This window comes from Mycobacterium heidelbergense (assembly GCF_010730745.1).
GTDB classification, from domain to species: Bacteria; Actinomycetota; Actinomycetes; order Mycobacteriales; family Mycobacteriaceae; genus Mycobacterium; species Mycobacterium heidelbergense.
Map to the genome: position 1 here is coordinate 2,322,006 of NZ_AP022615.1, position 17,078 is coordinate 2,339,083.

At 68.7% G+C, this 17,078-nt stretch carries 8 protein-coding genes; 3 read left to right on the top strand and 5 right to left on the bottom strand.

Going from position 1 to position 17,078, the window contains the following annotated elements:
• Both pks13 and G6N25_RS10865 read left to right on the top strand, forming a co-directional pair.
• On the top strand, positions 1-5,367 hold the full coding sequence (gene pks13, locus G6N25_RS10860) for a polyketide synthase Pks13 (RefSeq protein WP_083075942.1): 5,367 nt from the start codon (positions 1-3) through the stop codon (positions 5,365-5,367).
• A gap of 7 nt (positions 5,368-5,374) precedes the next feature.
• Positions 5,375-6,949: an acyl-CoA carboxylase subunit beta gene (locus G6N25_RS10865; RefSeq protein WP_083075943.1), complete on the top strand. Its 1,575-nt coding sequence runs from the start codon at positions 5,375-5,377 to the stop codon at positions 6,947-6,949.
• Positions 6,950-7,076: 127 nt separating this feature from the next.
• Here the strand turns inward: G6N25_RS10865 and G6N25_RS10870 are convergent, their stop codons facing one another.
• From G6N25_RS10870 to G6N25_RS10890, 5 genes are all read right to left on the bottom strand, one after another.
• On the bottom strand, positions 7,077-7,532 hold the full coding sequence (locus tag G6N25_RS10870) for a hypothetical protein (protein WP_083075944.1): 456 nt from the start codon (positions 7,530-7,532) through the stop codon (positions 7,077-7,079).
• A 139-nt stretch (positions 7,533-7,671) separates the two neighbouring features.
• Positions 7,672-8,172: a hypothetical protein gene (locus G6N25_RS10875; protein WP_083075945.1), complete on the bottom strand. Its 501-nt coding sequence runs from the start codon at positions 8,170-8,172 to the stop codon at positions 7,672-7,674.
• Positions 8,173-8,438: 266 nt separating this feature from the next.
• Positions 8,439-11,675 carry an arabinosyltransferase domain-containing protein gene (locus G6N25_RS10880; protein WP_083075946.1) on the bottom strand — a complete coding sequence of 1,079 codons (3,237 nt, stop codon included), beginning with the start codon at positions 11,673-11,675 and terminating at the stop codon, positions 8,439-8,441.
• Positions 11,672-15,016, bottom strand: coding sequence for an arabinosyltransferase domain-containing protein (locus tag G6N25_RS10885; RefSeq protein ID WP_083075947.1), 3,345 nt, complete (start codon positions 15,014-15,016; stop codon positions 11,672-11,674). The genes G6N25_RS10880 and G6N25_RS10885 overlap by 4 nt, the downstream gene beginning before the upstream one ends.
• 102 nt (positions 15,017-15,118) lie before the next feature.
• Positions 15,119-15,742 (bottom strand): maleylpyruvate isomerase family mycothiol-dependent enzyme, encoded by a 624-nt coding sequence (locus G6N25_RS10890; RefSeq protein WP_083075948.1) that lies wholly within the window; start codon positions 15,740-15,742, stop codon positions 15,119-15,121.
• Between the two features lie 187 nt (positions 15,743-15,929).
• Between G6N25_RS10890 and G6N25_RS10895 the strand changes: the two genes are divergently transcribed.
• Complete coding sequence (locus G6N25_RS10895; RefSeq protein WP_083075949.1) at positions 15,930-16,553, top strand: PASTA domain-containing protein; 624 nt, start codon at positions 15,930-15,932, stop codon at positions 16,551-16,553.
• The last annotated feature ends 525 nt before the right edge of the window (positions 16,554-17,078 follow it).

Sequence of the window (17,078 nt, forward strand, 5' to 3'; positions counted from 1 at the left end):
ATGGCTGACACAGAACCTGACACCAACTCCCCGGCCGACGGGGAAGACTTGCCCGCGAAGAAGACCGACTTGCGCGCCGGCGACGATGCAGAGCGAAGCGATGAGGAGAAGCGGCGCATAACAACGGTCCCCGAGCTGCGGCAGTGGCTGCGCAACTGGGTGGGCAAGGCGGTCGGAAGGCCGGCCGACGAGATCGACGAGTCGGTGCCGATGGTCGAGCTCGGCTTGTCGTCGCGGGACGCCGTGGCGATGGCCGCCGACATCGAGGACATGACCGGTGTCACCCTGTCGGTCGCGGTGGCCTTCCAGCATCCGACCATCGAATCGCTGGCGACCCGGATCATCGAGGGCGAACCCGAGCCGGACCTGACCGGAGACGATGTCGCGGACTGGACGCGCACCGGGCCCGCCGAGCGCGTCGACATCGCGATCGTGGGGCTGGCCACCCGGCTGCCCGGCGACATGAACAGCCCCGACGAGACCTGGCGGGCGCTCATGGAGGGCCGCGACGCCATCACCGACCTGCCCGAGGGCCGCTGGGAAGAGTTCCTCGAAGAGCCGCGGCTGGCCGAACGGATGGCGAAGGCGCGCACCCGCGGCGGCTACCTCAAGGACATCAAAGGCTTCGACTCGGAGTTCTTCGCGGTGGCCAAGACCGAGGCCGACAACATCGACCCGCAGCAGCGGATGGCGCTGGAGCTGACCTGGGAGGCGCTCGAGTACGCGCGGATCCCCGCGTCGAGCCTGCGCGGCGGGGCCGTCGGCGTGTACGTCGGCGTCTCGAACAACGACTACAGCTTCCTGGCGGTGTCCGACCCGACCGTCGCGCACCCGTACGCGATCACCGGCACCGCCACGTCGATCATCGCCAACCGGGTGTCCTACTTCTACGACTTCCGCGGCCCCTCGGTGGCCGTCGATACCGCCTGCTCGAGCTCGCTGGTGGCCACCCATCAGGCGGTGCAGGCGCTGCGCAACGGCGAGTGCGACGTGGCGGTCGCCGGTGGCGTCAACGCGCTGATCACTCCGGTGGTGACGCTGGGTTTCGACGAGATCGGCGCGGTGCTGGCCCCCGACGGCCGGATCAAGTCGTTCTCGTCGGACGCCGACGGCTACACCCGCTCCGAGGGCGGGGGCATGCTGGTGCTCAAGCGGGTCGACGACGCCCGCCGCGACGGCGACCAGATCCTGGCCGTCATCGCCGGCAGCGCGGTCAACCACGACGGCCGGTCCAACGGCCTGATCGCGCCCAACCAGGACGCGCAGGCCGAGGTGCTGCGCCGCGCCTACAAGGACGCCGGCATCGACCCGCGCACCGTCGACTACATCGAGGCGCACGGCACCGGGACCGTCCTCGGCGACCCGATCGAGGCCGAGGCGCTGGGCCGCGTCGTCGGGAAGGGTCGTCCCGCCGATCGCCCGGCGCTGCTGGGCGCGGTGAAAACCAATGTGGGCCACCTGGAGTCGGCGGCCGGTGCGGCCAGCATGGCCAAGGTGGTGCTGGCGCTGCAGCACGACAAGCTGCCGCCGTCGATCAACTTCGCCGGACCCAGCCCCTACATCGACTTCGACGCGATGCACCTGAAAGTCGTTGACACCGCGACCGATTGGCCGCGCTACGGCGGCTACGCGCTGGCCGGGGTGTCCAGCTTCGGCTTCGGCGGGGCCAACGCGCACCTGGTGGTGCGCGAGGTGTTGCCCCGCGACGTGGTGGAAAAGGAGGCGCGCGAGCCGGAACCCGAGGCGCCGGCCGAGGCGCCCACGCCCGAGGCGCCCACCTTCGAGGGCCACTCGCTGCGGTTCGACGACTTCGGCAACATCATCACCGACACCCCCGCGCCCGACGAGGAAGAGCCCGAACTGCCGGGCGTCACCGAGGAGGCCCTGCGGCTCAAGGAGGTGGCGCTGGAAGAGCTTGCGGCACAAGAACTTCCGACACCGGTGATTCCGCTCGCGGTGTCGGCGTTCCTGACGTCCCGCAAGAAGGCCGCCGCCGCCGAGCTGGCCGACTGGATGGAAAGCCCCGAGGGCCAGGCGTCGTCGCTGGAGTCCATCGGGCGGTCGCTGTCGCGGCGCAACCACGGCCGCTCCCGCGCGGTGGTGCTGGCCCACGACCACGACGAGGCCGTCAAGGGCCTGCGCGCGGTCGCCGAGGGCAAGCAGCGGCCCAACGTGTTCAGCGTCGACGGGCCGGTGACCAACGGGCCGGTGTGGGTGCTGGCCGGGTTCGGCGCGCAGCACCGCAAGATGGGCAAGAGTCTGTACCTGCGCAACGAGGTCTTCGCCGAGTGGATCGAGAAGGTCGACGCGCTGGTCCAGGACGAGCTGGGCTACTCGGTGCTCGAGCTGATCCTCGACGACTCACAGGACTACGGCATCGAGACCACCCAGGTCACCATCTTCGCGATCCAGATCGCGCTGGGCGAGCTGCTCAAGCACCACGGCGCCAAGCCCGCCGCGGTGGTCGGCCAGTCGCTGGGCGAGGCCGCGTCGGCCTACTTCGCCGGCGGCCTGTCGCTGCGCGACGCCACCCGGGCGATCTGCTCGCGCTCGCACCTGATGGGCGAGGGCGAGGCCATGCTGTTCGGCGAGTACATCCGGCTGATGGCGCTGGTCGAGTACTCCGCCGACGAGATCGCTACCGTCTTCCCCGCCTTTCCTGATCTCGAGGTGTGCGTCTACGCCGCCCCCACCCAGACCGTCATCGGCGGCCCGCCCGAGCAGGTGGACGCGATCATCGCCCGCTGTGAGGCGGAGGGCAAGTTCGCCCGCAAGTTTCAGACCAAGGGAGCCAGCCACACCCAGCAGATGGACCCGCTGCTCGGCGAGCTCACCGCCGAACTGCAGGGCATCAAGCCGATGAGCCCGACGGCCGGCATCTACTCGACCGTGCACGAGGGCAGCTACATCAAGCCCGGCGCCGAGCCGATCCACGATGTGGAGTACTGGAAGAAGGGCCTGCGGCACAGCGTCTACTTCACCCACGGGATCCGCAACGCCGTCGACAGCGGGCACACCACGTTCCTGGAGCTGGCGCCCAACCCGGTGGCGCTGATGCAGGTGGGCCTCACCACCGCGTCCGCCGGATTACATGACGCCCAACTGATTCCGACGCTGGCCCGCAAGCAGGACGAGGTCGAGTCGATGGTCTCGACCATGGCGCAGCTGTATGTCTACGGCCACGACCTGGACGTCCGGACCCTGTTCACCCGCGCCCAGGGGCCCGGGGATTACGCGAACATCCCGCCGACCCGGTTCAAGCGCAAAGAGCACTGGCTGAACGCGCACTTTTCGCACGGCACCAGTTCGGTGATCATGCCGGGCAACCACGTCGCGCTGCCGGATGGCCGCCATGTCTGGGAGTACACGCCCAAGGGCCTCACGGATCTGGCGGCGTTGGTGAAAGCCGCTGCGGCCGAAGTGATTCCGGACGCCCGGTTGATGGCCGCGGAGCAGCGCGCGGTCCCCGGCGAGGGCGCCCGGCTGGTGACGACGATGACCCGCCATCCCGGCGGCGCCTCGGTTCAGGTGCACGCCCGCATCGACGAGTCCTTCACGCTGGTGTACGACGCGCTGGTCGCGCGGGGTGGTTCCGAGTCGGTGTTGCCGGCCTTCAAAACGGCCCACGCCGGCGCCGGCACCGCGATCGCGGGGTCCGCCAACGGGGGAGAGACGGCCGCGTCTCAGGTGGGACCCGCCGAAGACCCGGATGGCGGAACGCTTTCCGACAGTTTGACCAACCGCTACATGCCGACCGGATTCACCAAATGGTCACCGGATTCCGGCGAGACCATCGGCGAGCGACTCGGCGCGATCGTCGGGGCGGCGATGGGGTACGAGCCCGAGGACCTGCCGTGGGAAGTGCCGCTCATCGAGCTCGGCCTGGACTCGCTGATGGCGGTGCGGATCAAGAACCGCGTCGAGTACGACTTCGACCTGCCGCCCATCCAGTTGACGGCGGTGCGCGACGCCAACCTCTACAACGTCGAGAAGCTGATCGAGTACGCGATCGAGCACCGCGACGAGGTCCAGGAGCTGGCCGAGCACCAGAAGACGCAGTCGGCCGACGAGATCGCCCGGGAACAGGCCACGCTGCTCAGCGGCGCAACGCCGGCACCGGCGCCGGCGCCGCCGGCCTCGGATGTGCCGATACCGCCGCCGCCGACGGATCCGTCCGGCCCAACGGTCAACGGCGCGAACGGAACCAGGCCGAACCTGACCGGGGCGGCCGAGGCCCTCAACCAGGAGGCGATCGCCAGGGCGCTCAACTCCGACGTGCCGCCGCGCGACGCCGCCGAGCGGGTCACCTTCGCCACGTGGGCGATCGTCACGGGCAAGTCCCCGGGCGGCATCTTCAACACGCTGCCCAAGCTCGACGAGGCCACCGCCGCCAAGATGGCGCAACGGCTTTCGGAGCGCGCCGAAGGCCCGATCACCACCGAGGACGTGCTGACGTCGGAGAACATCGAGGCGCTCGCCGAGAGGGTGCGGGGTTACCTGGAGGCCGGCGTGGTCGATGGGTTCGTGCGCACCCTGCGGGCACGGCCCGAGGGCAGCTCACGAACGCCGGTGTTCGTCTTCCATCCGGCCGGCGGATCGACGGTGGTCTACGAGCCGCTGCTCAACCGGCTGCCGGGGGACACCCCGATGTACGGCCTCGAGCGGGTCGAGGGCACGATCGAAGAGCGTGCGGCGCAATACGTTCCGAAGCTGATCGAGATGCAGGGCGAGGGGCCCTACATCCTGGCCGGCTGGTCGCTGGGCGGGGCGCTCGCCTATGCCTGCGCGATCGGCCTCAGGCGGCAGGGCTGCGACGTGCCGTTCGTCGGGCTGATCGACGCGGTGATGCCCGGCGAGCCGATCCTGCAGACCAAGGAGGAGACCCGCAAGCGCTGGGACCGCTACGCCCGCTTCGCCGAGCGGACCTTCAACGTCGAGGTCCCCGAAATCCCCTACGAGCACCTTGAACAACTTGATGACGCGGGACAGGTCCAGTTCGTGCTGGATGCCATCAGCCAGAGCGGGGTTCAGATCCCGGGCGGCATCATCGAGCACCAGCGCACGTCGTACCTGGACCAGCGGGCCATCGACACCGCCGAGTACCAGCCCTACGACGGCCACGTCACGCTCTACATGGCCGATCGCTACCATGACGATGCGATCACGTTCGAGCCCGCCTATGCCACCCGCAAGCCGGACGGCGGCTGGGGCGACTACGTCGCCGACCTCGAGGTCGTGCCGATCGGTGGCGAGCACATCCAGGCCATCGACGAGCCGATCATCGCCAAGGTGGGCGCCCACATGACCCAAGCGCTGAACGCCGTCGAGGCGGAGCGGCAGCCGGGCAAGTCCGAACAGGTTAGGTAGGCAAGTAGTGACGGAGACCGTCCCAGCTCCCACCCAGCACACGACGGCGGAAAAGCTGGCCGAGCTGCACGCTCGCCTCGAGCTGGCCAAGGAGCCCGGCGGGGAGCAGGCCGCCGCCAAGCGCGACAAGAAGGGCATCCCGAGCGCGCGGGCCCGCATCCACGCGCTGCTGGATCCGGGCACGTTCTTCGAGATCGGGGCGCTGGCCCGCACCCCCAACGACCCCAACGCCCTCTACGGCGACGGCGTGGTGACCGGCCACGGCATGATCGACGGGCGCCCGGTCGGGGTGTTCTCCCACGACCAGACGGTGTTCCAGGGTTCGGTCGGGGAGATGTTCGGCCGCAAGGTGGCCCGGCTGATGGAGTGGTGCGCGATGGTCGGGTGTCCGATCGTCGGCATCAACGACTCCGCCGGCGCCCGGATCCAGGACACCGCCACCTCGCTGGCCTGGTATGCCGAGCTGGGCCGCCGCCACGAGCTGCTGTCCGGAATCGTGCCGCAGATCTCCCTCATCTTCGGCAAATGCGCTGGGGGAGCGGTCTATTCGCCGATCCAGACCGATCTCGTGGTCGCGGTGCGCGACCAGGGGTACATGTTCGTCACCGGGCCCGACGTGATCAAGGACGTCACCGGCGAGGAGGTCAGCCTCGACGAGCTCGGCGGCGCCGACGCCCAGGCCCGCTACGGCAACATCCACCAGGTGGTCGAGTCCGAAGCCGCCGCGTTCCAATACGTGCGCGACTTCCTGTCCTTCCTGCCATCCAACTGCTACGACAAGCCGCCGATCGTCAATCCGGGGTTGGAACCGGAGGTCACCCCGACCGACCTGGAACTCGACTCGATCGTGCCGGACTCCGACAACGCGGCCTACGACATGCACGAAATTCTGCTGCGGATCTTCGACGACGGCGACTTCCTCGACGTCGCCGCGCAGGGCGGCCAGTCCATCATCACGGGCTACGCCCGGGTCGATGGGCGCCCGGTCGGCGTGATCGCCAACCAGCCCATGCACCTGGCGGGGTCGATCGACAACGAAGCCTCCGACAAGGCCGCGCGGTTCATCCGGTTCTGCGACATGTTCGAGATCCCACTGGTATTCGTGGTGGACACGCCCGGGTTCCTGCCGGGGGCGGATCAGGAGAAGAACGGCATCATCAAGCGCGGCGGGCGGTTCCTGTCCGCGGTGGTCGAGGCCGACGTGCCGAAGGTGACCATCACGATCCGCAAGTCCTACGGCGGCGCCTACGCCGTGATGGGGTCTCGGCAGCTGACCGCGGACTTCAACTTCGCCTGGCCCACCGCCCGCATCGCGGTGATCGGCGCCGAGGGTGCCGCACAGCTGCTGATGAAGCGGTTCCCCGACCCGACCACCCCCGAGGCGCAGCAGATCAAGAAGGACTTCATCGAGGGCTACAAGCTCAACATGGCGATCCCGTGGACGGCCGCCGAACGCGGGTTCATCGACGCGGTCATCGACCCGCACCAGACCCGGCTGCTGCTGCGCAAGTCGCTGCACCTGTTGCGGGACAAGCAAATCTGGTTCCGCGTCGCGCGCAAGCACAGCCTGCTCCCGCTCTAGTCCCTCTCGCTGGCAGTCCTCTCGCGAGCCCTCTGGCGAGCAGACGCAGACTCGCACATCTCACCCGTTCGCAGTGCGAGTCTGCGTCTGCTCGCGCAAGCAAAGCGCCCCGTGGCCGCGCGGCCGATCACGCGGTTTGGTGCAGCTCCGGCGTCGCTTCCGCCGGGTGTGCGGCGGTCGGGGCCCAGCCGACGTAGGTCAGGTACAGCCCGATCAGCGCGGAAATGACGCACAGCGCCACCCACCAGCCTTGCGCGCCGATCATGCCGTTGGCCATCGACACGAAGGCTCGGGGAAAGGCGAAAAGGAGCAGCCCGCGCAGCGTGATCAGCCAGCCCAGCGCGGACACGATGATGGCCGCGGCGCCGTGCCAGTACTGGTGGCCGGCGACGACGATGAGGCCGAAGGCCAGGATGAAGGCGCCGGTCACCCAGGTCCACAGTGAATTCGCCTCGAACTGCGACAGCAGTGTCGGCATGTCGCCGGCACGGGCCACGGCCGTGACACCGACGATGACCAAAAAGGGACCGAGCACGCGAGAGAACATGCGCGTCCGCGCCTGCGGCTGTTGTGAAGCGTCCATTACCCTGCCTCCATTCTGACTACCTGTATCGGACCATTCGGCCGACGCGCCGGGATAGGGACCGAAGTCCCGTCCGCGCAGGGGCGTTCGTCCCCGGGCGCTGATCCCACCACCAAGGCGGCGAATAAATTCAAACGGCTTATACCGGCGCCACGAATTCGGACGTGTAGAACTCGGCCGGGTTTTGTGAGATTGGGCTGGGGCGTTCGACAAACACCCAGACACCCGTCGTGCCCGACCGAATGGTGTCCTGAATAGTCACCGTTCCGTTGCCGGCGGCGTCGGTGTCCATTCCGGTAAAGGCGGTACCCGGATCTCCGGGGCCACAGGTGGCCGATGACGGCCGGGGTTCCTGGATCAGGCCGACGTCGTAATGGGTGCCCGGCTGGTTGGGGATCGCCACATGCACCTCCGCGACCGCCCGTGACCCGGAGGCGTGTATGAGGGCCGAGCCGGTGCCCAGCGGCGGCCTGGGCACCATCGCCGCGATGGTCACCAGGCTGAAATCGCACCGCCGGAGGTCGCCGTCCAAGACGACGGTCGTGCCGCCCTCGGCCGCGGCGATTTCACGTGCGGTCGCGGGAGACATCGCCATAGTCAGCGTTGCCGCGTATATCCCTAATCGCGCCAGCTTGTGCATCGGGCCACCTTTTTGCCCATAGGTTAGTGGTCTGGTCCATAAGTTCGTCGGGGGTTGTGACCATACGCCGCTGGCGCCGAGTCTGCGCTGGTGGCATCGAGCCTGCGTTCACCGCTAGCTTTTCGCCTTGGGCGCCGCCACCACCGCAGTCTCGACGCAAATAGGTATTGACCCGCCGCCGCCGAAATTAAACCTATGCCGTGGAATTACTCGAGCGTCGATTTAATAAAGCCCGTTGCGATGCAACCGCTTTCGCGTGTTTGCTCTCAGGGCTTGATCCGGATCTCGCCCGGCGACCACCACCCGCTGCGGGTGGCGGTGCCCAATTGGAGCTGGGCGGGCTCGGTGCTCACGAGGGTGTCGAACTTGCGCAGTGAACCCCAGTCGCGGCCCCAGTCGCGGGACAGGTACGTGGACATGACATGCGCCCGCAGCAACAGGTCGGTGATGCCCAGCAGGCCGCCGTTGACGCCGTCCTCCCAGGTGTCGGTGTCCTGCTTCTTGGCGTTGTAGTCCGGGGTGATGCGGAATTTCGGGATTTCGGTGACACCGTTGACGTGCAGCATCGGTTGTTGGCACGGGAACGCCAGCCCGACCGCCCAGTCCAGCAGCACCGGCTGCGTCGAGCCCACGTACTCCTGCACCGAGCGCAGCTCCGGCACGCGGGGCGCGGTCACCGCGATCCAGTCGTCCGGCGTCAGGGACAGGTCCTCGGCCACCACCCGCACCGCGACCGCGTCGGCGGGCATCTGGGAGCGCGGGAAGCGCAGGTTCCGCCACACCTTGGGCTGCTCGCCGTACAGGTCGTAGGGCACCAGGCGACCGGCCGGCTGCACGGAGCCGCCGGGACCGGGCCTGCCGAATTCCAGCACCACGGTCTGCCCGTCGGTGTGGTGGTGCAGGATGCTGTTGCCGGTGATCGTGCCCGCGGCGGTGACCACCACCAGGGGATGGCCGGGGTCCGCCTTCGGCAGCTGGTACCACGCCGAGGTGAGCCTGCTTTGCTGTTGCGGGCCGGTGGTGTAGCTGCCGGCCAGCGGAACCCGATCGGGGCTGAGTCCGTAGGGCAGCGGCACCGTCGATCCGTTGACGCCAGGCGTCGTCAGCTTGAGCGGCGCGTCCCAGTCGTAGTCGGTGCCGGGTTGTGTCACCGACGTCTCCTTGACCGACTCGGCCAGGGTGCGGTCCGGTACGCCGTTGGGAGTGAACCCCGTCGGGTTGACGCCACCCAAGGGCCCTAGGGGCCCCCACGGACCCGAGTTGTCGGGCAGGGGCGCCATGAAGCCGGCGTTGCTGTCCGGCTCGACGAGGACGTCGTCGGCCAGCCCGCAGCCCCCGGAGAACTCCCGCAGGTTGTCCCAGGCGTTGGAGTAGGTGGGGTACTGGCGAACGATGCCGGCCACCATCGACCCGATGAACACCAGCACCATGAATCCGGCCGCGAGCGGGATCGGCGCCGCCGTCAGCGCCCGCGCCAGCTGTCCTTCGCCGTGCCCCCGGGACGCGAAGTGCAGGTAGGCCGCATACAGAGCGACAAGCACGAACAGCGCGAAAAAGATTGTGCTGATGCTGATTCCGTCGATTTTCGGCATACTGCTGTTGAACGGAACGCCGTAGCTGGACACGTACCACCAGCCGTTGGTGGTGGCGAAACACAGCGCCAATATGAACAACAGCGCCGCCAGGAACGCCATCCGATTGCGCGACCAGCGCAGCACCTCATGCGACACCAGCACGGTGGTCAGCGCGGCCATCGCCGCGCCCACCGCGGCGAACAGCCCGAAGTGGTGCACCCACTTGGTCGGGGTGAACATCAGGAAGAACATGGTGCCGAATATGACGCCCATCAGCCGCCACGCCGGCCCACGCGCCACGCCGGGAACTCGCTTGCGCCGCAACATGATAAACATCGCGGTGAACAAGCACAGCGCGGTGACCAGGAAGCCGAACCGGCGCGACAGCGAGCCGTCGACGGTGGGCAGGATGAGGTAGTAGTAGCGCAGGTTTTCGGTGTACCACGCCTGGCTGGGGCCGATGTCGGTGCGAATCCTGGTGGCTTCCAACACCGTTGACAGCGTCTGGTCGGCGAACACCACGGTGAGTATGACGAAACCGGCCGCCAGCATCGGCGCCACCAGCGGCCACGTTCCCACCAGGCGATGGCGCTTGACCAGAATTCGCAGGATCGGTCGTCCGCCGGCGACCAGCGCGGCGACCGCGATCAGGCCGGTGGGCTGGATGCCGAGCGTGAACGCGGCGGCGATCACCGCCAGCGCCGCCGGTGTCAGGCGGCTGTAGCGCATGGAACGCTCGATCAGCACGTAGGTGATCAGCGAGCCGACCGCGATTTGGCCCTCCGGGCGCAGGCCGTTGTCGAACGGCATCCACGCGGCCAGCAGGACCATGCCCGCCGCCCAGTTCGCGGCCTTGCTTCCCGCCACCGCGGGCCCCAGCCGGGGCAGCACCTCACGCGACAACAGCAGCCAGCACACCAGCCCGGCGACCAGGTCCGGCAACCGCATCCACAGGCTGGCGTCGCTGACGTGGGTCATCAGCGCGAGCAGGTTGTAGTACCAGCCGAACGGGTCCTCCGGGCTGCCGAACCAGCGGAAGTAGTTGGACATGTAGCCGGCGCGACCGGCGACCCGCGCCATGCCCAGGATGTAGCCGTCGTCGGAGGAGTTCGCGCCGATTACATGCCACAGCACGAAGCCGAAGATGACCGTCGCGTCGGCCAGGGTGAAGGTGCGCCAGTTCGCCGGAATGAGCCGGCGCATCCGCCGCCCGTCCAATTGGTCGAGGCGCCACAGCGCGACCAGCGCGACGATGGTGGACACGATCGCCAGCACCATCGCGACCAGTTTCAGCGTCGTCGGTGTGGTGGAGAACCGGGTGTCGATGGTCGCCGAGAACCGCAGCCCGGGCGGGGCGGGACCGGTGAGATCCGTGAACACGCCGACGATCTGAGGGCGCAGGTTGGGATCGGGGAAACCGCCGCGGACCGGCTTGCCCGCCGGATCGGTCAGCCCGACGAAGGTGGCGTAGGCGCCCGCCCGGGTGGACGTGATCTCGATGTGCTGGCATTGCGGGGACTCAGCCTGATCCCGCGGCACGCTGGCGATCACCACGTTGCGGTCGGTGACGTCGACGCGCTTGTTGTTGGCGACGACGAACAATCCGTTGAGCGCGGCGTCCTTGCCTTTCTTGGGCGCCGTGCTCAGCACGACGCCGCCCTCGGGTGGCAGGGCGCGCACCACGGAGCACGGCACGGTTACCGTCACGTCGACCGGGGTCAGCGAAATCAGCGGTGCGGTAACGCTATTCAATTGTCCGTTCTGCGGCCAGTTCAGCGTCGCGGTGGTCTGCACGACGGGCAGCAGCGGCGTCGCGACCGACAAGACGAAGCCGATCAGCCCGGCGACCGTCGCGACCCAGCGCGTCACGCGCACGTCGTGGCGGGGGGTCGCCTCGGCGTCGCGGTTCCTGACGGCGGTGACGCTCATGGCAGCGCCCGAATCGGTCCCTGCCGGCTCCACCCGGGCACCGTGATCACACCCTGTTCTATCGCGGCGGCCGGCGCATCATTGGCCGGCACCAACGGGTAATACTGCTCGACCGATCCCCAGTCGCGATACCAGTCGCCGCGCAGGTACGTCGAGACCGTCGAGGTGCGCAGCAGCGCCTGGGTGAACAGGAAAGGGCCGCCGGCCTCGCCGGCCTCCCACCCGTTCGACGACGCCGCCGTCTGTTTGTGATCGGGCAGGATGCGGTAGTGCGGAAGTTCGGCAACGCCAAGGTGTTCGGAGAACGGCCGCTGGCAGGGGAAGTTCGCGGCGGTCGCGATGTCCATGAGCACGGGCGTGTGCGATCCCATCAATTGCTGCAGGGTCTGCAGCACCGGGACCCGCGGCGGTGTGAACGCGAACCACTGATCGGAGCTCAGGTTCGGGTCGTAAGCGACGATGCGCGCCACGTTGGCCTCCGGGGGTGCCCACGTCAGCGGGAACCGCAGATTGCGCCAGGCCGGCTCCGGCCCGATGTCGATCGGCTGCACCTCCGCGAGCGGCTGGGTGGTCCCGTCGGGGCGGGCCAAGTCGCGGTGGCCCCACTGCAGTTTCAGCTGCTGCCCGTAGGTGAAGGTGCCGTCCTCTTTGTAGGACCAGATGGCACCGGACGCCGATACCACGACGAGCGGCCGGTCGGGGCTGCGCGGCGGCAGCTGGTACCACGCCGAGGTCGCCGTGGCGGCCAGCGAGTTTTCTCCGTAGCTGCCCATCACCGGGGTGCGGGCGGGGTCGAGGCCGAACGGCAGGGCCGCGTGCGACCCGTTCACCCCGACGGGGCCCTTCCCGCCGGCCGTGCCCGCGGAGTCGCTCATGGCGGCGTTGGGCTTGTTGGGTGACGCGTCGGAATTCACCACCCCCGGTTTGGTCACCACCGGGTACGACCTCAGGTCATCGCCCACCCCGTCGGGCTTGAAGCCGACGGGGTTGACACCGCCTAGCGGGCCGTCGGGACCGAAGGTCTGTCCCGGAACGGGTTGCAGCATACCGGCATTGGGATCGGGCTCGGCCAGCACGTCGTCGGCCATGGCGCAACTGGTAAGGGAAAGGCCCGAACTCAGCGCCGCCAGGTTGGCCTTGGCGGTGGTGTAGAGCGGGTAGCGGACCGCGGCGCCCTTGGCCAGCGAGCCGACTTCGCCGAGCACCATGATCGTCGCGACCACGAGCAGCGGGGTCGACGCGAGAACGCGGTTGCGCCGGTTGTCCTTGACCTCGGTATGCCCCGCGTAGTCCATCCGGAAGTGGTACCAGGCGGCCAGCAGCCCGGTGAGGATCGACAGCGTCAGGAACATCGACGTCACCGGGTGGCTCGCGATGACGGGCTGGATGTCGAACCACGGCACCCCGTAGTTGCCGACGTAGAACCAGCCGTTGATGCCGGAGGTGGCCACCGCCAGCACGAACAGCAGCGCCGTCACGTACAGCGTCAGGTTGCGCCGGCTGTGCAGGCCGATCCGGGCGCAGGCGAACGCGGTGACCGCACCCAGCGCGCCGGCCAGCCCGGCGAACGCGCCGAACTGCACCGCCCACTTCGTCGGCGTGAACGTCAGCAGCAGCAGGCCGATCGCGGTGGTGCCGAGCAGCCGCCAGGCCGGCCCGCTGGCCAACCCGGGCACCCGGCCGCGGCGCAGCAGGATGACCAGCATTCCGAACAGGCACAACAGCAGCACCAGCACCGCGAAGCGCCGGGCCATCGACCCGTCGGGGTTCGACTCCACGGTAAGGAAGTAGTAGCGCAGCCAGTCCTGGTACCAGGCGATCGTCGGCCCGACCTTGTACTTGATGCGCCACGATTCGGCGACCGTGGCCAGCGTCTGACTACGGAACACCACGACGGTGATCAGCGACAACGACGCCGCCAGCACCGCCAGCGGGGCTAGGAGCCCGTCGGTGGTGCGGCGATGCCGGATGATCCGGGCGACGGCACGCGCCCCGGTCAGCAGCGCGGCGACGGCGATCAAGCCCTGCGGCGCCAGCGTCGCGGCGAGCATCGCCACGACGATCGCCACCGCGGCGGGAGCCACCCGTCGCAGCGCGATCGCGCGTTCCACCAGCATCCAGGTGACGAGCACGCCCAGCGCGATCAGCGGCTCGGGCCGCAGCCCGTTGTTGAAGGGCAGCCAGGCGGCCACGAAGACCGCGCCCGCGGTGAACACCGCCGCCCGGTTGGCCGCCAGGCCGCCCCGTCCCGGGCCCAGCCGCCGCAGCGCCCAATGGCCGATGACCAGCCAGCAGGCGATTCCGGCCAGCGTGGCCGGTATCCGCATCCACACACCGGCGGTGCTCACCGACGCCAGCTTGGCGAGCACCGCGAGATACCAGTCGAACGGCGCCTCCGTGGTGCCGAAGTAGCGGAAGTAGTTGGCCACGTAGCCGGCCTTCGGGGCGACCCGGGCGATGGTCAGGTTGTAGCCGTCATCCGACGAGGTGGCGCCGATGACGTGCCAAACCAGCAGCGCCGCGATCACCCCGGCGTCGGCGAGCCACGTCGCCGGCCCCACGCGCCAGCAGGAAGCCCAGCGCACGCGCGGGCGGTACCGGGACAGCCTGGCGATGGGGGACCGCCAGTTGACCAGGAGCTCGCCGCCGCGGCTGCGACGATCCAGCGCCGCCATCGCCAGCACGGCGACCAGGACCGCCAGCACGCCCGCGACCATGACGACCTTCTTCAGCGCGGTGGGTGCGGTGATGAACCGGGTGTCGACGTCGATGCGGGCCGACAGCCCCGGCTGCGGGGGCACCTTCAGGTCGGTGAAGATCCCGCCGACCTGCGGTTTCTTTTCCGGCGGAAGTATCCCCGACGCGCCGGGGATGCCGACGAAATCCGCGCCCGTCGCACCGGCGTCGGCCCACAGGTGCAGCACGCTGCAGGCGCCGGCCGCGACCGCCGAGCGCTTCGCCACCGCGGCCACGGTGTCGCGGAACGCGACGACGACCACGTCCTTGTTGGCGCGCACGAAGAGCCCGTTTTTGCCGGTGTCGACGCCGCTGGCCGGCAGGGTGGAGACCACCAATCCGCCGCTGGAAGGCAAGGTGGCCATCGCCGAGCACGGGATGGAAATGTCCAGCGCGCGCGGCGCCCCGGACACCAGTGGGGCGGTGATCTGGGTGACCTGCCCCGCGGGACCCTGCGCGGTCGCCTGCGGCCACAGGATTGTCGCGGTGGTCTGTTTCACCGGCAGCAAGGGAACGGTCAGGCACAGCAGCAGACCCGCGAGCCCCGCGGCGGCGGCGATCAGCCGCGGGATCCGCTGCGATCGCTGATTACCGTCGTGGGGCACGAGGCTCGATGGTAGGGGACGGGGCTTGGTGCGGTGAGGATGCAGGGCCGCTGCGGCGGGCCCGGGCACCAGGACGCCGTTGGGCACCCCGGCTGACGATCGCTATCTGCCCAGCCGTCCGGCCAGCGTGGGCCGGCCCGCGCCGTCCAGGTCCGCGAGCGCCGCTCGGCGGCCCGACATCGCCATCAGGAGCGCCTCGCCGGGACCGGTGACCTCCGGGCCGCGGCCGTGCGCCCAGTCGACGTCGTTGGCGCGCAGTCGAAGTCCCCTGATCCGACGCCCGGCGCCCAGCCTGGGGTTACCGGGCACCAGGCCGAGGACCCGCTCGAGGCGGTCGGCCGGGACGATGCGCGGCCGACCGAGCGCGCGCCGGATGTCTTGGTGATGGATCGTGCCGTCGACGAGCGCGATCATGCCGCCGAAGCCGGCTGTCAGTCCGCGCGGCTGGAGATGATTGCGCAGAAATTCCAGCAGCTGTTGGGGGCTCAGGTCCGAGAACTCGTCGACGCCCACCTGGTTGGCCCGCACGATCCAGCCCTTCGCGAAGCGCTTCAGCAGCCCCGGAGCGCCCAGCTCTTCGTAGCTGATCATATGCGCCACAACGTCTTTGACGGTCCACCTGGTGCAAAGGCTGCGCGCCTCCCAGTCCTGCGGCGCCAGGGTGTCCAGGAACTCCGCGAGGTCGGCCCGCTCGGCGCGGGCCATGGTGATCAGGGTGGCTGTCATGTGTGCACCTCCAGCTGCCAGGTCGGACCGATATCCCGGCTGAACACCACCCGACGCGGCGGCTCGAGGACCGTCTCGGCGAGCGGATCGTCCCGGTAAGTGGCCCGCGAACCGTAAATCTAGGCTTACCCGATCTCCGGCCATCAACCACTTCCGCCCCGACCGCGTCAGGCTAGCCTGACAGTTTATGAGCGCTGCCGACGACTGGGAGCATGCCCGACAAGCGTGGCGACGGCTGGCCGGGCGTAACGGGCGTCCGAGCCAAGGTGACGACGAGTTGGCGGCGCTGTCCGACATCGGTGTCGTGCGGCGGATGTTGGATCAAGCCGAACTGGCGGCCGTCCGGGCCGCCCGACGACACGGGAATTCCTGGGCCGAGATTGCCACGCATTTGGGCGTCACACGCCAATCCTCATGGGAACGCTGGCGCGATCTCGACGGCTCCGCGGGCGCTTACGAGCCGGCCGCGGACCTGTTGACGACGCGGGCCCACGAACAGCGTCGGGCATCGACGATAGTGGTACCCAACGTCGTGGGACTCGAATGGATCGACGCCAGTGACGTGCTCAACGACAAGGGACTGGTCGCGATCAATGCGAGACCGGACACCCCGACCATGCCGCAAGACCGGGGCTGGATCGTCACCGACCAGAGCCCGGAGTCTGGAGCGCGCGTCGCCGCCGGTTCGGTGATCCGGCTCTGGCTCACCGGCGACGGAGACGCCGGAGTCCGTGAACCGCGACGGCCGCGACCCACCCCCAAATCGGCCCGCGCGATGCGGCCCGAACCCCGCGATCAGGCCGTGGGGTAAGCGCGGGCATGTGCTAGCGATCTCGTCCGTGAGTTCGTCGGTCTGTTCGCTGAGGCCGGCGGTAGCGACCTGAACGCTGCCAGCGCTGAAGGCGGGCTCGGCGCTGCTGCGGGTCGGCTCGGGGTTTCAGCACAGCCTTAGCGCATCGGTTCGGCGGCGTTGCTTGTCGTCGATTTTGATTCTGCGCTGACCAGGCGCTCTACTCGTACTTTTACCTGGTGGCCGCAGAGTCATCAACGCGACAAGCCGCCCCGCGGAGAAGCTGGCCAGCTAAATTGAGCCATTAGTTGGGACGAGCTCGGAGTGCCGCACACTTAGGTTATTCCATCCCTGACACGAGCATCCTGAGAAACCGATTTTACTGGTAACCGCCTGTCTAATACTAAGTGGCATAAATGATTTCGCTGCCATTGTGCGGCCACACGGTCGAGAGGCTTCGGATGCCGAATCGTCTATAGAGGGCGGTTGAGGCTACTGTTAGGTGGACACATCGTCGTATGCCGGCCGGCGAGTTACCGATGTGAC